Annotated in this window: 21 protein-coding genes; 11 read left to right on the plus strand and 10 right to left on the minus strand. The window is 65.0% G+C overall.

Translation table 11 applies throughout. The features are described 5' to 3' along the window. Positions 1-559, minus strand: a 559-nt coding sequence (locus WA702_RS28675; RefSeq protein WP_425113928.1) for a protein phosphatase CheZ, incomplete at its 3' end; no start/stop codon positions are given. Positions 560-863: 304 nt separating this feature from the next. On the opposite strand from WA702_RS28675, the gene WA702_RS28680 reads away from it, so the two are divergent. Next, a complete protein-coding gene (locus WA702_RS28680) occupies positions 864-1,658 on the plus strand; it encodes a L,D-transpeptidase (protein ID WP_425113909.1) in 795 nt (264 codons plus the stop codon). Positions 1,659-1,728: 70 nt separating this feature from the next. On the opposite strand, the gene WA702_RS28685 is transcribed toward WA702_RS28680, so the two are convergent. From WA702_RS28685 to WA702_RS28710, 6 genes are all read right to left on the minus strand, one after another. Continuing rightward, positions 1,729-2,559, minus strand: coding sequence for a DUF2076 domain-containing protein (locus WA702_RS28685; RefSeq protein WP_425113910.1), 831 nt, complete (start codon positions 2,557-2,559; stop codon positions 1,729-1,731). A gap of 140 nt (positions 2,560-2,699) precedes the next feature. Next, positions 2,700-3,542, minus strand: coding sequence for a ChbG/HpnK family deacetylase (locus tag WA702_RS28690; protein WP_425113911.1), 843 nt, complete (start codon positions 3,540-3,542; stop codon positions 2,700-2,702). Further along, positions 3,539-4,582: a glycosyltransferase family 2 protein gene (locus WA702_RS28695; protein WP_425113912.1), complete on the minus strand. Its 1,044-nt coding sequence runs from the start codon at positions 4,580-4,582 to the stop codon at positions 3,539-3,541. Before WA702_RS28695 ends, WA702_RS28690 begins: the two co-directional genes overlap by 4 nt. A gap of 71 nt (positions 4,583-4,653) precedes the next feature. Further along, positions 4,654-5,631, minus strand: a complete 978-nt coding sequence (gene hisG, locus WA702_RS28700) for an ATP phosphoribosyltransferase (RefSeq protein ID WP_425113913.1) — start codon at positions 5,629-5,631, stop codon at positions 4,654-4,656. Beyond that, positions 5,628-6,788, minus strand: a complete 1,161-nt coding sequence (locus WA702_RS28705; protein WP_425113914.1) for an ATP phosphoribosyltransferase regulatory subunit — start codon at positions 6,786-6,788, stop codon at positions 5,628-5,630. Before WA702_RS28705 ends, hisG begins: the two co-directional genes overlap by 4 nt. 106 nt (positions 6,789-6,894) lie before the next feature. After that, a complete protein-coding gene (locus tag WA702_RS28710) occupies positions 6,895-7,644 on the minus strand; it encodes a 16S rRNA (uracil(1498)-N(3))-methyltransferase (protein WP_425113915.1) in 750 nt (249 codons plus the stop codon). A 264-nt stretch (positions 7,645-7,908) separates the two neighbouring features. Here WA702_RS28710 and WA702_RS28715 point away from each other — a divergent pair, with 264 nt between their 5' ends. The 3 genes from WA702_RS28715 (at position 7,909) to ubiA (ending at position 10,184) form a co-directional block, all read left to right on the plus strand. After that, complete coding sequence (locus WA702_RS28715) at positions 7,909-8,250, plus strand: hypothetical protein (RefSeq protein WP_425113916.1); 342 nt, start codon at positions 7,909-7,911, stop codon at positions 8,248-8,250. A gap of 258 nt (positions 8,251-8,508) precedes the next feature. Then, entirely contained in the window at positions 8,509-9,252 is a 744-nt protein-coding gene (locus WA702_RS28720; protein WP_425113917.1) for a hypothetical protein, read from the plus strand. Beyond that, the gene (ubiA, locus tag WA702_RS28725) at positions 9,249-10,184 is read left to right on the plus strand and encodes a 4-hydroxybenzoate octaprenyltransferase (RefSeq protein ID WP_425113918.1); all 936 of its coding nucleotides are present in this window, start codon (positions 9,249-9,251) and stop codon (positions 10,182-10,184) included. The genes WA702_RS28720 and ubiA overlap by 4 nt, the downstream gene beginning before the upstream one ends. A gap of 34 nt (positions 10,185-10,218) precedes the next feature. Here ubiA and WA702_RS28730 read toward each other — a convergent pair whose 3' ends face one another. Then, on the minus strand, positions 10,219-10,707 hold the full coding sequence (locus WA702_RS28730; RefSeq protein ID WP_425113919.1) for a DUF6101 family protein: 489 nt from the start codon (positions 10,705-10,707) through the stop codon (positions 10,219-10,221). Between the two features lie 348 nt (positions 10,708-11,055). On the opposite strand from WA702_RS28730, the gene WA702_RS28735 reads away from it, so the two are divergent. The 6 genes from WA702_RS28735 (at position 11,056) to lpxK (ending at position 16,685) form a co-directional block, all read left to right on the plus strand. Continuing rightward, positions 11,056-12,453, plus strand: a complete 1,398-nt coding sequence (locus WA702_RS28735) for a TldD/PmbA family protein (protein WP_425113920.1) — start codon at positions 11,056-11,058, stop codon at positions 12,451-12,453. 58 nt (positions 12,454-12,511) lie between these two features. Then, positions 12,512-13,255: a 3'(2'),5'-bisphosphate nucleotidase CysQ gene (locus tag WA702_RS28740; protein ID WP_425113929.1), complete on the plus strand. Its 744-nt coding sequence runs from the start codon at positions 12,512-12,514 to the stop codon at positions 13,253-13,255. A 126-nt stretch (positions 13,256-13,381) separates the two neighbouring features. Further along, positions 13,382-13,633: a DUF4170 domain-containing protein gene (locus tag WA702_RS28745; RefSeq protein ID WP_425113921.1), complete on the plus strand. Its 252-nt coding sequence runs from the start codon at positions 13,382-13,384 to the stop codon at positions 13,631-13,633. A gap of 17 nt (positions 13,634-13,650) precedes the next feature. Next, on the plus strand, positions 13,651-14,367 hold the full coding sequence (locus WA702_RS28750; RefSeq protein WP_425113922.1) for a lysophospholipid acyltransferase family protein: 717 nt from the start codon (positions 13,651-13,653) through the stop codon (positions 14,365-14,367). Further along, a complete protein-coding gene (locus WA702_RS28755; protein WP_425113923.1) occupies positions 14,360-15,664 on the plus strand; it encodes a 3-deoxy-D-manno-octulosonic acid transferase in 1,305 nt (434 codons plus the stop codon). Before WA702_RS28750 ends, WA702_RS28755 begins: the two co-directional genes overlap by 8 nt. After that, entirely contained in the window at positions 15,657-16,685 is a 1,029-nt protein-coding gene (gene lpxK, locus WA702_RS28760; protein WP_425113924.1) for a tetraacyldisaccharide 4'-kinase, read from the plus strand. The genes WA702_RS28755 and lpxK overlap by 8 nt, the downstream gene beginning before the upstream one ends. A gap of 69 nt (positions 16,686-16,754) precedes the next feature. Here the strand turns inward: lpxK and WA702_RS28765 are convergent, their stop codons facing one another. Next, positions 16,755-16,982, minus strand: a complete 228-nt coding sequence (locus WA702_RS28765) for a DUF2093 domain-containing protein (protein WP_425113925.1) — start codon at positions 16,980-16,982, stop codon at positions 16,755-16,757. 183 nt (positions 16,983-17,165) lie between these two features. Here WA702_RS28765 and WA702_RS28770 point away from each other — a divergent pair, with 183 nt between their 5' ends. Then, entirely contained in the window at positions 17,166-17,996 is an 831-nt protein-coding gene (locus WA702_RS28770; RefSeq protein WP_425113926.1) for a dienelactone hydrolase family protein, read from the plus strand. Positions 17,997-18,005: 9 nt separating this feature from the next. Here the strand turns inward: WA702_RS28770 and WA702_RS28775 are convergent. After that, positions 18,006-18,471 (minus strand): exodeoxyribonuclease VII large subunit (locus WA702_RS28775; RefSeq protein ID WP_425113927.1); only part of this gene is annotated, 466 nt, incomplete at its 5' end.

Genomic DNA, 18,471 nt, shown 5'->3' on the forward strand with positions numbered 1-18,471 from the left:
GGAAGTTGCAGGCCTCGAAGATCGAGACCACGCGCTCCTGGATGTCCTCGCTCAGGATCTTCTGCTGATCCGGCGAGGTCACCTTGCCGAGCGCGCTGGCGGCGTTGTCGATCGCCTCGGCGGCCTCCAGGATCTGCTGGGTGGCCTGTTCGGTGCCACCGACGACCGCGCCGAGCTCACCATTGACCTTGGCCATCTCCTCGCCGCTGAAGCTCTTGGCGTGAAGCGTGGCGATCTCGCCCTTGGTGCGGTTGATCGCGTCGTGGATCAGGTCGAGCTCGACCTTGAGCTTCTCGCACTGCTCGATCTGGGCGCGATAGGTCTCGAGCAGCGCGCGCGCCTCGGCGACCTCGCGCGCAGCGGACTCTTCGATCGCCGCGTTGGCCGAGCTTCCGGAGGCGGGGACGCTACGGGGGGCCGCGGCCATTTGAGCGCGGATGGCGCGGAGCTCGTCCATGATTTCCCTGTGCTGAGGGCCGATTTCGCCGCCGATGATATCGGGCTCCGGCATATGGCCACCAATGGCTTCTTCGATGCGAAAACGTTTGCGAACCGACATGAGACAATCCCTGACCTTCACTGCACGCAGTTTTAGGCAGGGGCTATTTAACATCACGTTCACATCAGGAACCGCGCGATTCCCGCCCACATCCGTGTTTCGAAGCTGGTTAATATCCCCTGAGTGGCCTTCATCCAAAATAAACGCTGACACGCAAATCCCCGCGCTCCGGCGCGATGATGAATCGAAACGCGGCATCCGTTTACCAAACCGATCGGCTTTTGGACTTAGTTAGGCTTAAGCGCGGGTGTCCTTCCGCTGGCGCGATGAACAGTCTCGAGACGAAACGGTACAGAGTACGTCGATGTTCAAGACCATGTCTTTTGCGCTGCTTGCCGGCGCAGCCTGTTTTGCAACCATTGATCAGGCGGCGGCGATCGATGCCGCCGGATTTCAGCAACCCACCGTCGTCTATGCTGGCCCGCCACCGCAGCCGGCGCCGACGCGCGCGGCCTATGTCGACCAGGCCCATGTTGACCGGTCCCGCATGGGCGGCGGCTTCATCCAGTTCCTGTTCGGCGACGGCGAGCAGCGAGGCTATCGGCCGCCGCCCGTCTATCAGCAGCAGCCAGCCTATGGCGAACCGCAGCCCGTTCCAGAGCCGGCCGCGACGCAAGAGCAAGAGGAAGCTTACGCAGCCTCGCAGCGGCCATTCGATCCGAAATACGAGAAGCAGCTCGTCGACTATGACGGACGGGAAAAGCCCGGCACGATCGTGATCGATACGCCGAACAAATTCCTCTATCTGGTGGAGGGGGACGGCAAGGCGCTACGCTACGGCATCGGGGTCGGAAAGCCGGGCTTCACCTGGTCGGGCGTCAAGACCGTCAGCGCCAAGCGCGAATGGCCGGATTGGACACCGCCGGCAGAGATGCTGGCGCGGCGGCCGGACCTGCCGCGGCACATGGCGGGCGGGCCCGAGAACCCGCTCGGCGCGCGCGCGATGTATCTCGGCTCATCGCTCTACCGCATCCACGGCTCCAACGAGCCCTGGACCATCGGAACCAATGTCTCGTCCGGCTGCATCCGAATGCGCAACCAAGACGTCATCGACCTCTATGGCCGCGTCAATGTCGGCGCCCGGGTGATTGTGCTCTGAGCTTGACCTATTTTATTCAATGAAAAGGCCGCCCGATCGGGCGGCCTTTTTGCGGTGCGGACGTGGGAGGTCAGGCGTAATCGCTGCCACCGTCGTCATCATTGCCGTAATCGCCGTCATCACTGTCGTTGGTAAAATTGTCGTCGTTCGAAGCCTGGTCGAACAGGCCGGCGCGGCCACCATCGTTCGAACGGCCGATATCGTCGATGCCGGCATCACGCGCGAGCGAGCTGCCGGATTGGTCGCCGCCCCACGGGCTCTGCGAAGCCCGTTCCGTGGTGGTGTCGCCAAAGGCCTGATGCGAGCCGCCGCCCATCATGCCGCGAAAGCTGTTCAGCAGCAGCGAGCCGCCCACCATGCCGGCTGCGGTCGCCGCTGCCGTGCCGAGGAACGAGCCTCCACCACCGCCGCCGCCACCAAACAGACCGCCGCGAGCGGGCTGGCCATAGCCGCCCTGACCAAAGCTATCCTGGCCGTAGCCGCCGCCTTGTTGGCTATATCCGCCTTGTCCGTAGCCTTGATCATAATGCCCGGGCTGGCCTTGTGGCATCGCTTGGCCGCTGTTCCAGACCGGCCGGCTCGGCTCGGGCGGCGGTACATTGGGAACCGAACTCCGCTGGCTCGAGCCGAAAATGCTGTCCCGCATCGAGTCGAGGAACCCTCCCGACGATTGGCTCTGCTGCGGCGCCTGGGCCTGCTCCAGCTCCTCGATCCGGTGATGCGCCTGCTTGAGCGCCTCATCCTGGACCAGCACCGTCTGCACCAGCGCGTAGACGGCATTCGGCGCCTGCTGCAAGCCGCGTGTCATTGCGGCGACAGCATCCGGATCACGCGGCGCACTCTCCAGCTTGGCGAGACGGCCAAACAGGTCGTCGATCAGTTGGCGTTCTTGCGGTGTCATCTGGTCCTCCTGCCGCCGGCCATCACGCTGGCAGGCCAAGCGTGATAACGAATCTAAGGGTGCTTTGTGTCGCGGGAAGTAGGGCCGGCATTAAATTTCGGTATGCGTCACAATGACCATGCACTTGCATGTAGCAAAGATCAGCCCAGCGTCACCTTGCGCGCGCTCAGAAGCTGCGCGAACGCCTCGCTGGCGAAATAGGCATGTTCATGCTCACGCTGCACGGTGAGCGGATCGAGCTCGGTCAGCACGTCGTCGACGAAGCCGGGATGGCACATGACGACGCCGTTCTCGGGCAGCCCCTCAAGAAACCCGCCCATCAGCGCGCCGAAATCGGAAGCCTTGGTGAAATCATAGGCGCCGGCAAAGCCGGGATTGAAGGCGATGCCTTCGCGGGCTGCGCGGCGGCGAAATTGCAGGCTGAGAACGTCGAGCAGCAACGCCTTCGGTGCGGCCAGCCGTTGCGCGAGTGGAATGTTGCGGCCGCCCTGGCGGACCCACGCCTGCGGCGCGGCTTCCTTCACGGCGGCTAAGAAGCCATCGCGCACCTGCGGATAGAGCTGGGCGTGCTGATGACCGTCGACGAAGTCGGGCGCCCGGCCGAACATGTCACGGAAGGCCGCGAGCTGCGCCGACACCTCGGCGCGGATCATCTCTGCATCCAGCCGGCGCATCAGCCCAGACCGCAACAGCTTGGGGAATGGCAGAAACAGGCCGTCGTCGAGCGGGCGGAAATACATGGTCAGCGGACGAAACGGTGCCGTCAGCGTCACGTGCAGGCCGATCGCGCAGCGCGCGCTTTCGGTCGCGACCTTGCTGAGCGCGTCGGCCTCGTCGCGGCCAATCGCCGGTCCCACCATCATCACCGAGGTCGCGTTCAGTCTGCCGCGCGAAATCAGGTCGCGGATCGCGCGGTTGACGCCGGGGCTGATTCCATAATCGTCCGCGCACAGCCAGATGCGCCGATGCGGCGCCTCGCTCATTCGGCGGCGGACCTTTCGTTGTGGTCTGCGGCTGTCTCGGGCGCGCGCTTCTCGCTGTGCTCGGCGACGAAGTAGATCGGCCGCGCCTTCAGCTCGGAGAGGATTTTGCCGATATACTCCCCCAGCACGCCGATCATGATGAGCTGCACGCCGCCGATCGTCATCAGGCCGACCATCAGCGATGGATAACCGGGCACCGATTTGCCTGTCGTGAAGGTCTCCCACAGGATGGATAGGCCAAACAGGAACGCGGCCGAGGCCAAGAGCAAACCGAGCAGACTGGCGAAGCGTAGCGGTGCCACCGAGAACGACGTCAGGCCTTCGATCGAGAGACCGAGCAGCCGCATCAAGTTGAAGGTGGTGACGCCATGGGCACGCGGCGCGGGCTCGTAGTCGACGCGGATCTGGCGGAAACCGATCCAGCTCGCAAGTCCCTTGAAGAAGCGATTGCGCTCGGGAAGCTGCCGCAACGCAGCCACCGCGCGCGGCGAGAGCAGGCGGAAGTCGCCGGCATCTTCCGGGATATTCTGCCGCGCCCCCCAATTGATCAGCGCGTAGAAGCCGTGAACGGCGACACGGCGCAGGAAGGGCTCGTTGTCGCGGTGCGCCTTGGCGGTGTAGACGACGTCATAGCCGTCCTTGATCCAGTGCGTGACGAGCTGTTCGACCAGGACGGGCGGATGCTGGCCGTCGCCGTCCATGAACATCACGGCGCCGCGGCGGGCATGGTCGAGGCCCGCCATCAACGCGGCCTCCTTGCCGAAATTGCGCGACAGCGACACCACCTGGACGTCGAGCGTCTCGGCCGGCAGCATGCGGGCCACCGAGAGAGTATCGTCGCGGCTGCCGTCATCGACATAGACGACCTCGCAAACAAGCCCGAAACGCTGGCGCAAACTGCGTGCCAGGGAAGTCAGCCGCTCATGCAGCAGATTCAATCCGGCCGCTTCGTTGTAGACCGGAATCACGATCGACAGACCCTGCGCCGCGGCATCAGCCGCAGTCGTCGTCAGATCGGAAACATCAGTGCCCAGCATCATCGGTCAGGTTCCCACATCGCCCGCCTCGACATATGGTAGCCGAGGCTTGCTGTCGCTACGATGAACGCGAGCTACTTCACCAGGAACGCATCGAGCTTGGCGAAGAGCGGATTGTCACGGTCGAGCACGTAGTCGAGCGAAGCCACCGAAACCGTCTCCGCGCCGTGGTCGCGCAGGAAGCTGCCGACCGCGTAGATATGCGCCGGCGGGCAGTGCAAGGTCAGCATGCCTGACGATGTCGGGCTGCCGAACGGGGCCACCACGCCGAAACGGTTATGCACTTCCGCCAGCAACGCGTCGTTGCAGCCCTTGAAGCGGGTGCGAACCTCGCGATACTTGCTGGCGCGGGCACGCGCATGGATGTGGTCGAGAATGACGCGTGCGCTCTCGCGCGAATCGACCGACCAGTCGGCCTCGCGCGATGCCACCAGATTGGCCTGGCTGCGCAGGATGACGCCGTCGTCCAGCACCTTCAAGCCATTGGCGACCAGCGTGGCGCCGGTCGAGGTGATGTCCACGATCAGCTCGGCGGCGCCGACCGCAGGCGCGCCCTCGGTCGCACCGGTGCTCTCGACGGTGCGATAATCGACCACGCCATGCTGGGCGAAGAAGTTACGGGTCAGGTTGATGTACTTGGTTGCCACCCGCATGCGGCGGTTATGCTGGGCACGGAAGCCGGTGGTGACATCGTCGAGATCGGCCATGGTGCGGACGTCGATCCAGGCCTGCGGCACTGCGACGACGACGTTGGCGCCGCCGAATCCGAGCGTATCGATCAGCAGCACGCGCTTGTCGGCATCGACGATGCTCTCGCGCACGAGATCCTCGCCGGTGACGCCGAGATGCACGGTGCCGCGCGCCAGCTGGGCCGCGATCTCGCTGGCCGACAGATAGGCGATTTCGACATTGTCGAGCCCCGAGATGGTGCCGCGATAGTCGCGTGCGCCACCGGGCTTCGCGAGCGCCAGCCCGGCGCGGGCGAAAAAGGCTTCAGCCTGTTCCTGCAGCCGTCCCTTGGAGGGAACGGCGACGACGAGAGGGAGGCTCATGCCAGTCTCCCGCGTGCGGTCGCGCGTGCATGATCAGCCAACGTCAGCGCCTCCACCCAGATCGAGAAGCCGACGGCGGGAACGGGCTCGGCTGCGCCGAGCTGGCTCAGCAGGCCGTCATAGCGGCCGCCGGCGACCAACGGCTCGGCGCCGTTACCTTTGCTGTGCAGCTCGAACTCGAAGCCGGTGTAGTAGTCGAGCCCGCGGCCGAACGCGGTGGCGAAGCGGACCTTGCTGGTGTCGATGCCATGCTCCGCCATGAAGCCGACGCGCGCCTCGAGCTGGTCGATGGCGGCGGCGATGTCCAGGCCGGTGTCGATGGCGAGGCTTCGAAGGGCGGCGATCGCCTCCGCCGGCGCACCACTGATGCCGAGGAAGCGCTTCAGCAGGTTGAGCGCGTTGCGGGGCAGGGCGCCACCTTTCAAGGTCGATTGCTCGAGGAAGCGGTCGGCGATTTCGGCTACGGTGCGGCCGCCGAGGGCGGTGGCGCCGGCGATCGACATCAAATCGGCGACCAGCGCCAGCGCCGCCTTGCGGTCGCTGCCCGCCAGCGCTGCGAGCACGCCCTCATATTCATTGCGGGTGGCGGCCGAGGCGATCGTCAGCCGCTCCAGATCCTGCTCCAGCGTGATCTTGCGGTTGAAATCCTTGATCAGGCGCCGCCGCCAGACCGGATAGAGATCGAGCGCGTCGATCAGCGCGATGAACAGCGCCACGTCGCCGGTCCGGATCTCGACGTCGATGCCGACCGCGCTGGTGGCCTTCAACGCCAATGCCAGCATTTCGGCATCCGCCGCGGCGCGGTCCTGGCGGCCAAAGGATTCGATGCCGGCTTGCAGGAATTCGCTCGGATGTCCGCCGCGATAACGGAACACCGGCCCGAGATAGCTGAAGCCGGCCGGCTGGCCGGCGCGTGGCGAGGCAAGATAGTCGCGCGCCACCGGAATGGTGAGGTCCGGCCGCAGGCAGAGCTCCTCGCCACCGGGATCCGTGGTCAAATAGAGGCTCTTGCGGATGTCCTCACCCGAGAGGTCGAGGAAAGGCTCCGCGGGCTGCAGGATCGCCGGCTCGGCTCGCTGGTAGCCCGCCTCGGCGAAGGACTGCAGCAGGGGTCCGGCCCATGCGGCTGATACGGTCGGGGCGGCGGGTCCGGTCATCGTGAAAATCGGGTTCCAAAGCTTCGAGATGGCAGCGCCTTAGCACGGCCGGGAACAGGTTTCGACAGGCAATGGGCAAGTGACTTAACGCGATCGCGGTTCCAGCCTATCCGGCGGCCCAATCGCCGAGCGTGCTCTGGATCACGGCCAAAGCTGCGACAGCTGCGGTGTCGGCCCGCAGGATGCGGGGGCCCAGCGCCAGCCGGACCAATCGGGGCTGGCGCAGCAGCAACGCACGCTCCTCCTCGGCGAAGCCGCCTTCGGGGCCGATCAGGAGGTCAATTCCGGCGATCGGCCGTTCCAGGGTCTTCAGCGCCGCCAGCGGATCGGCCACCTCCGCCGCTTCGTCGCAGAACGCCAGCAGACGTCCGGGCGCCCGCTGGGTAAGGAAGCGCTCCAGCGGCAACGGGTCCTTGACCTCGGCAAGGCTCAGGATGCCGCATTGCTCGGCGGCCTCGATCACATTGGCACGCATCCGCTCGCCATTGACCCGCGACACCTGCGTATAGCGGGTCATGACCGGCTGCAGGCAGGCGGCGCCCATCTCGACCGCCTTCTGCACCATGTAATCGAGCCGGGCGTGCTTTAGGGGAGCGAAAACATAGGTGAGGTCGGGCAGGGCATCTTGCGGCCGGGTCTGCTTGCGGATGATCAGGCCATCCGGCCGCTTCTGGACCACGATCTCGGCCTGCCATTCGCCATCCCGGCCGTTGAACACCAGCACGCTGTCGCCGGCCGCAAGCCGCAGCACGTTGCCGAGGTAATTGCTCTGGTCCCGCTCCAGCGCGATCGTGAGCCCCTCGCTCAAGGGCACGTCGACGAACAGGCGCGGGGCGGAGAAGTCGTAGTCAGGCATGCGGTTGGCCGAAGCTCTTCGGGGTGGTAAGATCGAGTCTTCTAGCCTGAAGCTGGACGGAAATCTCGATCGGATCGCGAAGGTTTGCCTTTTGGGGAGGTCGCCTTGCTTGCACGTCTGTCGCCGCTCATCGCCGTTGCAGCCGCCGTCATCGTTGGGTCCGGGCAGGTCTCGGCGCAAGCTCCGTTCCCGAGCGCTGGTGCGCGGCCCTTTGATGGCAATGGCGGCTTTCAATCTCCGACGGCTGGGCCGAGCGACAGCTGCTTGGCGGGCTTCATTCCGCTGCGCGAGGAAGCGGAGCGGCGCAGCAGGCTGGTCAAGGCAGCCGGTGACCGCCACGCGCCGCCCGACGAGGCCTGCAAGCTGATCACCAGTTTCGGGCAGGCCGAACTCAAGATGATCAAATATATCGACGCCAACGCGGCAAGCTGCGGAATCCCGATGCAAGTCACCGACCAACTCAAGAACCGGCACAGCGGCACTGAAGGGCTCCAAAACAAGGCTTGCGCCCTCGCACGACAGATGTTGCATGGTGAACCTGGTGGTCCGACCGGTGATTTCGACGGTTCCGACCACCCGGTTGGATCGCCCAATGGACCGTCTTGAGCGGCATTGGCTCCGAGCGATACCGGGGTATCGGCGCCTGGAACGCCAAATCAGACACTTTTGACCACCATTCCTCGAGCAAAATCCGGATTTTCGCTCAGAATGGACCGCCGGACGAGATTGGCGCGGCGTCGTGCCGCGGTGAGGACAAAATGCCCGGTTGTTTAGAGGGCGCAAGAATCGTAAAAGTGCGCCTGACTGGATCGCGCTTCTATCCGGAAGTGTTAAGGAAATCTTGGTCTTGCCGGAGAACCAGCTTTGATCATCCGCTATCTGATAGCGCCGCTCGCTGCGACTGCCCTGACGCTTTCCGTTGGGCAGGTTTTGGCGCAGGGGGCCTTTCCGGCGCCATTGCCCGCGCAGATGCAGGCAAACGATCCCGCTTTCCCGCCCGTGAATGGCAGTAAGGCGGTTCGCAACGATCCTGCGTTCCCTCCCGTCAATGGCGCCGATTCCGCCTTCCCACCGGTGAATGGAGCGCCGAAGGCATCGGTCGGCGCGCCGCCGGCAAGTCCGTTTCCGAGCGCTGGTGCACCGGCCTTTGGAGGCGGCGGCGGGTTCCAGCGCCCGATGGCCGCGGCGCCGCAAGCCGGTACGGCCGACCGCTGCCAGAAAGAATTCGTGCCTTTGCGCGAGGAGGCGGAGCGGCGCGCCAAGATGATCAAGGCCGCAAGCGATCACCACGCCACGCCGATCGAAGCCTGCAAGCTGTTCGCTGCTTTCGGCGCGGCTGAGATCAAGATGATCAAGTATATCGAGGTTCACTCGGCGGACTGCGGAATTCCTGCGCAGGTTGCCGAGCAGCTGAAAGCCAATCACAAGGGCACCGAAGGTGTGCAGGCCAAGGTCTGCAAAGTGGCGGAGCAGATGAAGCAGCGCGGGCCAGCCGCCCCGCAGCTCAGCGACGTACTGGGCTCGTCCGCGGCGCTGCCTGAGGCCAATACGGAGAAGAAGGGCGGCTCGGCCTTCGACACGCTGACGGGCAACGTCCTCACCCGATGAACCACGCTGCCGCACGCGTTGCTGACGCGACCGGCAACTGGGTCGATACGACAGCGCCGCAATGGGCGCGGCCTTATCTGAGAGTGGCGCGTTACGATCGACCGATTGGTTCATGGCTGTTGTTGATGCCGTGCTGGTGGTCGGCGGCGCTCGCTTCCGGCATCGCGCATGACCTTCACCGGCTGCCGCTATGGGTCGCGCTGTTCTTCATCGGGGCCTTCGTGATGCGCGGCGCAGGCTGCACCTGGAACGACATCACCGACCGCGACCTCGACGCCAAGGTGGAACGGACGCGGTCGCGGCCCATTCCGGCCGGCCAGATCAGCGTCAAGCAGGCGCTCGCATTCATGGTGGCGCAGGCGCTGGTCGGGCTGGTCGTGCTGCTGCAGTTCAACCGGTTCGCGATCGCGACCGGCATTGCCTCGCTGTTGATCGTTGCGATCTATCCGTTCATGAAGCGCATCACTTGGTGGCCGCAGGTCACGCTCGGGCTCGCCTTCTCCTGGGGCGCGTTGATGGGTTTTGCGATCGCGTTCGCGCGGCTCGATGTGACGGCGTTCCTGCTCTATGCCGGCTCGATCTCATGGGTGATCGGCTATGACACGATCTATGCGCATCAGGATGTCGAGGACGATGAGCTGATCGGCATCAAGTCGACGGCGCGGCTGTTCGGCGCGCGTACGCATCGCGCCCTGGTGATCCTCTACACGCTCGCAGTCGTGCTGATTGCCGGCGCGTTGTTGTCAGCGGGCGCTCATGCTGCGGGCTGGATCGGGCTCGCCGTCTTTGCGTTCCATCTCGGCTGGCAAATCCGCCGGCTCGAGACATCAGACACGGCGTTATGCCTGCGCGTTTTCAAGTCGAACCGCGATGCCGGGCTGTTGCTGTTCGCCGGCCTGGTCGCCGACGCTGTATTGCGGACGGTCGGCTAGATCAATCCCGGGCGATGATCTCGCGCTCGTCGCTCTAGACAGGCGCCCACGGCAGCAGTTCGGTGGCCTTGCGGCGCATCAGGAAGCGGGGACGGCGGTCGCGCAACGCGTTGCGCCGGCGGCGGCGCGGTGCGGGCTCGTAGTTCCTGTCCTGTAGCTGCGGCAGTGCGAAGGTCTCGCTCCACATCTCCCAGGCATCGGCGATCTCGTCGCGATCGTCGCTGATGCAGAGCGGAATCGTCAGCGAAGGGTCGCGATGCGCGAGCACCAGCATGTGCGCGTCGTCGATCTCGCGCAGTGCGATGCCGAGGAAATCGCTGACGCGAACATTGACGGCCATGCGCATGCCGCTGATGGCACGGCGCAGCACCACGCGCTCGCGATGAAGCTCGACCTGCCTGACGCCGCCATCGGCACGGGTGTCGTGCGCGCTGAACGAGAGGGGCAGAGAAAGAGGGTCGAGCCGCGGCATGCGGCCCGACCCGGCGGAATTGCTTCCGCTTGTTGCTGTTTGACGCCTCACGGCTTGGTCTCCCCGCCGGAATTATGTTCCCGGTCGATGCGTGAACCTTGCCACACGCGACTGCCGTTTTGGCTTAAGAACCCTGGTTAACCGAGTGTCACTGCACCGTCTCCTGTCGGCATGATTGACAAGACCTTGGCCCGCATGATTGACGAGTCCTTGCCGATTTGCCGACAATCTGACGCGCTCCTTCGCCGAAAGCAGCTTGAAACCTGCGCCCATCAGGCACATCTGGTGCTGATTGAGCCGCGTCAGAGCATGATCCGGAAAAGTGGAAACCGGTTTTCCGAAAAGATCATGCTCAATCAAGAGATCTAGACACCACTTGCATCGCTTGGGATTCCTTTTGTGACCTCATCATCCTCCGCATCGTCGTACCAGGCGAAAGCCGTCCATACCGACCTGTTCGATCAATCGGCGCTCAGCGCATTGGCCGAGCGCCTGGTTGAAGCTGCACGCAAGGCCGGCGCCGACGCGGCGGACGCGATTGCCGTGCGCGGCGTCTCGCAAGGCGTCGAGGTGCGCGACGGTCGCGTCGAGGAGTCTGAGCGTTCCGAGGGCGACGATGTCGGCCTGCGGGTGCTGGTTGGACGGCGTCAGGCGGTGGTTTCCACCAACGATGTCAGCGGCGATGGGGTTGCGCGGCTGGCGGAGCGTGCGGTGGCCATGGCGCGCGTTGCGCCCGACGACAAATATGTCGGCCTCGCCGATTCTACGTTGCTCGCGCGCGACATTCCCGAACTCGATCTGCTCGATCCGCAGATCCCGTCGACTGCGGAGCTGGAGCGGCGCGCGCAGGAGGCCGAAGCGGCCGCGCTCGCCGTCGCGGGCGTCACGAAATCCGGCGGCGCCTCGGCGTCGGCGGGGATCGGCGGCATGGTGCTGGTGACGAGCAGCGGCTTCCACGGCAGCTATCTGAGATCCAGCCAGGGGATATCGACGACTGCCATCTCCGGCGAAGGCACCGGGATGGAGCGCGATTATGATTACACGGCGGCACCTCATGCCGCAGACCTGCTGCCGCCGGCCAGTGTCGGCCGCAGCGCCGGTGAACGCGCGGTGGCGCGCGCCAATCCGCGCAAGGTCGAGACCTGCCAGGTGCCGGTGGTGTTCGACCCGCGGGTCTCGGGCTCGCTGGTCGGCCATCTCGTCGGCGCCATCAACGGCGCCTCGATCGCGCGCAAGACCAGCTTCCTGAAGGACAAGCTCGGCGCGCAATTGTTCGCCAAGGGCATCCGCATCATCGACGATCCCCTGCGCAAGCGCGGCCTGCGCTCGCAGCCGTTCGATGCCGAGGGCGTGACGGTCAAGCAGCTGGCGCTGATCGACGATGGCGTGCTGACGACGTGGTTGCTGGATTCCGCTACCGGGCGCGAACTGGGCATGGCCACGACCGGCCATGCCCATCGCGGCGTGTCGTCGTCGCCCTCGCCGGGCCCTTATAATTTGCATATGGAGGCCGGCAGCGTCACGCCGGCCGACCTGATCTCGGATATCAAGCAGGGCTTCTACGTCACCGACCTGATCGGGTCGGGCGTCAACGGCGTCACCGGCGATTACAGCCGCGGCGCCTCCGGCTTCTGGATTGAGAACGGCAAGGCCACTTTTGCGGTGAGCGAGGTGACGATCGCCGGCCATCTGTTCGAAATCTTCAAGTCGATGATTCCTGCCAACGACCTGGAATTCCGCTATGGCGTCAACGCGCCGACGGTGCGTATCGAAGGACTGACGCTTGGCGGCCGCTGATCCCGCAGGCATCGCCGACACGCGCCTGGCGCGGGACGCGGCTCTTCTGAACGAGACGGTGCGCGAGGCAGGCCAGCTCGCGCTGTCGATGTTCGGTACTGACGTGCGTCAATGGATCAAGGGAGCGTCGTCCCCGGTCTCGGACGCCGATATCGCGACCAACGAACTGGTGGAGCGCCGGCTGCGCGGTGCGACACCCGACTATGGCTGGCTGTCCGAAGAGAGTGCCGATGAGCCGGCCCGCCTCGGCAAGCGGCGGGTGTGGATCGTCGATCCGATCGACGGTACGCGCTCCTATCTGGCGGGCCGCAACGATTGGTGCGTGAGTGTCGCGTTGGTCGAGGATGCGGCGCCGGTTCTCGCGGCGGTATTCGCTCCAGTCAGTGACGAGTTCTTCTTTGCCGCGCGCGGGCAGGGCACGACGTTGAATGGCGTCACGGTCCATGCGGCCACCGGCACCGCGCTGGATTTTGCGCGCGTGGCCGGTCCTAAACCGCTGGTTGAGCGCCTCGCGGCCTCGAAGGAGATCACGCTGCATCCGCGAATCGGTTCGCTCGCGCTGAGGCTATGCCGGGTCGCCCATGGCGCGCTCGATGCCGCTTTTGCCGGTGGACAAAGTCGCGACTGGGACCTTGCGGCGGCTCATTTGATCGTGCAGGAAGCGGATGGTAATATGACGGCATTGTCCGGCGATCCGATCCTCTATAATAGTCCGGACGTGACGCACGGAATTCTGGTGGCAGCGGGACGCGATCGACATGCTGATATTGTCACGCAGTTCCGAGCCGACCAGCATTCCTGACGGTCTCCGCCGCGCCACACCAGAATCCAGGATTTCTACGGTCCTTCAGCCGAAGCTCGCCTGAGACGTGTCGCGAGTTCGAACTTCGGAGCGAGGACCCTTTGCGCCGATTGAGGAACGACATTCATGCCAGATAGCGCCCCGCAGCAATTGCTTCATCTCGTGATCGGCGGCGAACTCGTCAGCCTCGAGAAGAACGAGTTCAAGGATCTCGACAAGGTTGAAGTCGTCGGCGTGTTCCCGAACTATGCGACCGCCTATACGGCCTGGAAGGCCAAGGCGCAGCAGACCGTCGACAATGCACATATGCGCTACTTCATCGTGCATCTGCATCGGCTGCTCGATCCGGCCCGAGATACCAAACAAGACACCAAGTAAAACACGAAGCCAGCGACTTGAAAAAACTGCTTCGTAATGCGCTGCGCAGTAACTGGGTCCAGCGTGCTGTCGGGTTTCTCGCAGCCGAGTATCTGCGTCTGGTGTGGCGGACCAACCGGTTCAGCTACGAGCCGGCGGACGTCTATGCGATCGTCGAGCCGCAGATGCCGGCGATCTTCGCATTCTGGCACGGTCAGCATTTCATGACGCCGTTCATCAGGACCAAGGCGAGCTATCGCGCCAAGGTGCTGATTTCGCGGCATCGCGACGGCGAGTTCAACGCGGTCGCGGCCGAGCGGCTTGGCATCGGCACCATCCGCGGCTCCGGCGACCACGGTTCGGCCTTCCACCGCAAAGGCGGCGTCGGCGCGTTCAGGGAGATGGTATACGCACTCGAAGCGAACTATAATGTTGCACTGACTGCTGATGTGCCGAAGCGCGCGCGGGTTGCAGGTCTCGGGATCATCATGCTGGCGCGCGAGTCCGGACGGCCGATCATGCCCTTTGCGATGGTCACCAGCCGTTTCATTCGGTTGAAGAACTGGGATCGCACTACCATCAATCTGCCGTTCGGTCGCGGCGCATTGGTGGGGATCAAGGAAATCAACGTGCCGCCCGATGCTGATGCTGCAATGATGGAGCAGCTCCGCCTGGATCTCGAGGCAACGTTGAACGAGGCAACGCGTCGTGCTTATGAGATCATCGGTCGCCCCGAGGAGTCCCCTCATGGCTGATGCGCTGCCGATGGCATTGCGCGTCTACCGCGGATTGTCCTCGGCTGCGACGCCGCTTGCGCCGGCGCTGATCAGGCAGCGCCTGAAGCGCGGCAAGGAGGATCCGGCACGCACTGACGAGCGCCGCGGGCTCAGCCATGATGCGCGTCCGCAAGGGCCGCTGATCTGGATCCATGGCGCGAGCGTCGGTGAGGTATTGGCCGCAGCAGCGCTGATCGAGCGCCTGCGTGCGCTGAATCTGCGCATTCTCATCACGTCCGGCACGGTGACGTCAGCCTCGATCGTGGCAAGGCGCTTTCCGCCCGACGTCATCCATCAATACGTGCCCTACGACGCGCCGCGCTTTGTGCAGCGCTTCCTGGATCATTGGCGGCCTTCGCTCGCGCTGTTCATCGAATCCGATCTGTGGCCGAACCTGATCCTGGCCAGCGCGGCGCGGCGGCTGCCGATGGTGCTGATCAACGGGCGGATGTCGCAGCGCTCCTTCCCGCGCTGGCAGCGGATGTCGCGCAGCATCTCAGCGCTGCTCGGCAGCTTCGAACTCTGCCTCACCCAGTCGCGCACCGATGCCGAGCGCTTCGCAGTGCTGGGCGGCCGCAATGTGTTGACCACGGGCAACCTCAAGCTCGACGTGCCGGCGCCGCCGGCCGATCCGGCCCGGCTCGAGCGGCTGATCGCGATGACGCGTGGCCGGCCGGTGATCGTCGCTGCCTCGACCCATCCCGGCGAGGAGGAGATCCTCATCGCTGCCCACAAATCGCTGTCCGGCTTCTTTCCCTCGCTGCTCACCGTAATCGTGCCGCGCCATCCCAATCGCGGTGCGGCCGTCGCGCAGCTGGTGGCGACATCCGGGCTGCAGGCGGCCTTGCGGTCGCAGGAACAGCAGCCGACGGCCGCAACCGACATCTATGTCGCGGATACGATGGGCGAGCTTGGCCTGTTCTACCGGCTCGCGCCGATCGTGTTCATGGGCGGCTCGCTGGTGGCCCATGGCGGGCAGAATCCGATCGAGGCCATCAAGCTCGGCGCAGCGATCGTGCATGGTCCGCATGTCTTCAATTTCAGTGACGTCTATGAGGCGCTGGATGGCGCCGGGGGCGCACGGGTCGCCGATGGCCGCGAAGCCCTGGTAAAGCAGCTCGGCCGGTTGCTTGCCGACGCCGACGCTCGGAGCGCGCTGGTCAATGGCGGCGAGCGCGTCGTCGCAGAGCTCGGCGGCGCGTTGGATCGCACGTTGTCGGCGCTCGAGCCTTATCTGCTGCAGGTCCGGCTCGAGATGGGAGCGGCCGATGCGTGAGCCGGCCTTCTGGCATCGGCCGTCCTCGCTCGCGTCACATCTGCTTCGTCCGCTCTCCGCTCTCTATGGCGCTGTTGCCGCGCATCGCCTGCAGCGCGAGGGGATCAATGCTGGCATCCCGGTGATCTGCGTGGGCAACTATCATGTCGGCGGCGCCGGCAAGACGCCGACCGTGCTGGCGCTGACGACGATGCTGCGAGAGCTCGGTGAACGGCCGGTGGTGTTGAGCCGCGGCTATGGCGGACGGCTGCGCGGGCCCGTCATGGTCGACCCCGGGAGACACACAGCCGCTGACGTCGGCGACGAGCCGCTGATGATGGCGGCGCACGTCGCGGTGACGGTCGCGCGCGACCGTGTCGAAGGCGTCGCGCTGGCGAAATCGCAAGGCGCGAGCGTCATCCTGATGGATGACGGTTTCCAGAACCCGGCGATCGTCAAGGACGCGAGCCTGATCGTAATCGACAGCGAGCGTGGCCTCGGCAATGGGCGCGTGTTCCCCGCAGGCCCGTTGCGCGCACCGCTGTCGCCGCAGCTTGCGCGTACCGACGCGTTGGTCGTAATCGGTCCGGGACATGCGAGCGAACCTGTGGCGGCGCGTGTGACCAGCGCCGGCAAGCTGGTGCTGACAGCCAAACTGCAGCCGGCGCCGGACATCGTGAGCGGGCTACAGGGAAAGCCTGTGTTCGGCTTTGCCGGGATCGGCGATCCCGCGCGCTTCTTTCGGACGCTGCGCGCGAACGGTATCGACCTGAAGCAGGAACGGATCTTTGCCGATCATCATCCGTTCGAGCGCGCCGAGATCGAGCAACTCGTCTCCGAGGCGGGACGCCAAGGCTTGACCCTGGTGACGACGGAGAAGGATCTGGTGCGGCTTCGCACCCGCGCCGAGCTGGCGTCACTCGCGACGCAGATATTGGCGTTTCCGGTGACGCTGGCCTTTGACGATGCTGCAGCGGTGCGGCGCCTGCTGACCGACAGCCTGTTCAAGGCACGTCAGAAAACATTTCGAAGCGTCGGCTGATTTTGCAATCGGTCGAGGCCGGTTGCGCAAGACGCGCAGCCGGCGTTTCATTCAGCCTCGTCAGCCTCGTCAGCCTTGGGCCTTCAACGCGCCGGGGAAATGCCGTTGCAGCACCGCAGTCGGCACTGCATAGGCCTCCTGCAGGTCGACGCTCCAATATTTCAGCTCGTCCAGCGGTATCCGCGCGTCGGTCACCGCGCAGCGTACGTAGCTTCCCGGCGAGATCACGCGGAAATCGCCGTCTAGATATTGCACCTGCGCCTCGCCCTGGCCCGAGGGACCAAACTTGTTGAGCACGACCGCTGTCTCCGATTGAGTTCGCGCCGTTTCCGGCATCGACGGGAATTGTTGAGGAATCGTAACATAGATAGGCCCCAATGTCGCTGCCGCAAACCCACCGATTTGTGATGTTTTGCACCTCATCCGCGTGCTAGCTAGGGTGCGGATCGTTCCGCACTTTTTCTCCGCGTCCCACGCTTGATGCGATTGTTTGCCACCATCGCCGCCCTGTTGCTCTACGCCGCGCTCTCGCCCGCGGAGGCGCAGCCATTGGCATTGCCGAGCGCGATCGAGATTCCCAACGGCAATGGCGTCCTGCGCGCGCAGCTCTACAAGCCTGATGGCGAGGGCCCGTTTCCGACCGTGATCGCGCTGCATGGCTGCGGCGGGCTTTCCAGCCATTCCGAGCCGGTGCTGCCGCGCTATCGCGATTGGGCCGAGGAACTGGTCAAGGCCGGCAAGGCGGTGCTGCTGCCGGATAGCTACGGTTCGCGCGGGCTCGGGCCGCAATGCCGGGTCAAGGAGCGACGCATCAGCGGCCGCCGCGAACGCGTCGCCGATATCGTGGCGGCCCGGAAGTGGCTGGGAAAGCAGTCCTGGGCAATGCGCGATCGGATCAGCCTGATCGGCTGGGCCAGCGGCGCCAGCTCGCTGCTCTGGGCGGTGCGTCCGCAACTCCCCGATCATGTCGAGCCCGATTTCCGCTCGGCGATCGCGTTCTATCCGGATTGCCGTGCATCTTCAGGATTGGGGTGGAGCGCGCGAGTGCCGACTTTGGTGCTGATCGGCGGCAAGGATGATGTTTCCTCGCCACCGGCCTGCCGGCAGATGATCGACGGCGCCCGTGGCCGCAGCGCGCTGACGCGGATCGTTGTCTATCCCGGCGCCTATCACGATTTCGATCGCATCAATCTGCCGGTGCATGCGATCGCCAGCACCGATACGGGCGTTCCGGAGCGCGGCCATGTCGGCTCCGATCCCGCGGCGCGCGCCGACGCGCAGAAGCTGGTTAACGACTGGCTGGCGCGCTGAGCGTCCGTTTTAAAACAGGCTGCCTTGATCGGCTGGATCGGGCGTGCGCTTTGATGCAGCCGGCTTGTGCTCGTGCACAGGCTTCGGCTGGCTCGCAGGCGCCACGACCGGCTGAGGTCTATCAGCGCCAGCAGTTGCAGCTACGCGACCATCGGCGAACTCGATCGACAGCGCTGCGCCTGGGCCGATGCTCGCGGCATTGTGCAGCGGATGGCCCGCCTCGTCACGCACCAGCGCGAAGCCGCGCGCCAAGACGCTGCGATAGGAAAGGGCCGTCAACAGCTTGGTGTCGTTGTCGACGCGCGCCACGCGCTGTTGCAGCGAGGTAAGCACGGCGCGGCGGGCGCGCTCGGCGAGCCGCAATGTCCGCTCGCGATCGCGGGCGATCGCCTGACGCTGCGCCTGTGCATTGGCGAGTTTGGATGCCTTCAGCCGTGCGCACAGCGCGTCGTGGCGGTCGCGCAGACGCCGCAGC

The sequence above is a fragment of the Bradyrhizobium sp. genome (assembly GCF_049798375.1).
Classification (GTDB): domain Bacteria; phylum Pseudomonadota; class Alphaproteobacteria; order Rhizobiales; family Xanthobacteraceae; genus Bradyrhizobium.

Excerpts from the sequence above, each read along its gene's own strand:
- WA702_RS28680 (WP_425113909.1), top strand. The coding sequence starts at position 864 with ATGTTCAAGACCATGTCTTTTGCGCTGCTTGCCGGCGCAGCCTGTTTT.
- WA702_RS28685 (WP_425113910.1), bottom strand. The coding sequence starts at position 2,559 with ATGACACCGCAAGAACGCCAACTGATCGACGACCTGTTTGGCCGTCTC.
- WA702_RS28690 (WP_425113911.1), bottom strand. The coding sequence starts at position 3,542 with ATGAGCGAGGCGCCGCATCGGCGCATCTGGCTGTGCGCGGACGATTAT.
- WA702_RS28695 (WP_425113912.1), bottom strand. The coding sequence starts at position 4,582 with ATGATGCTGGGCACTGATGTTTCCGATCTGACGACGACTGCGGCTGAT.
- hisG (WP_425113913.1), bottom strand. The coding sequence starts at position 5,631 with ATGAGCCTCCCTCTCGTCGTCGCCGTTCCCTCCAAGGGACGGCTGCAG.
- WA702_RS28705 (WP_425113914.1), bottom strand. The coding sequence starts at position 6,788 with ATGACCGGACCCGCCGCCCCGACCGTATCAGCCGCATGGGCCGGACCC.
- WA702_RS28710 (WP_425113915.1), bottom strand. The coding sequence starts at position 7,644 with ATGCCTGACTACGACTTCTCCGCCCCGCGCCTGTTCGTCGACGTGCCC.
- ubiA (WP_425113918.1), top strand. The coding sequence starts at position 9,249 with ATGAACCACGCTGCCGCACGCGTTGCTGACGCGACCGGCAACTGGGTC.
- WA702_RS28745 (WP_425113921.1), top strand. The coding sequence starts at position 13,382 with ATGCCAGATAGCGCCCCGCAGCAATTGCTTCATCTCGTGATCGGCGGC.
- WA702_RS28755 (WP_425113923.1), top strand. The coding sequence starts at position 14,360 with ATGGCTGATGCGCTGCCGATGGCATTGCGCGTCTACCGCGGATTGTCC.
- lpxK (WP_425113924.1), top strand. The coding sequence starts at position 15,657 with ATGCGTGAGCCGGCCTTCTGGCATCGGCCGTCCTCGCTCGCGTCACAT.
- WA702_RS28770 (WP_425113926.1), top strand. The coding sequence starts at position 17,166 with ATGCGATTGTTTGCCACCATCGCCGCCCTGTTGCTCTACGCCGCGCTC.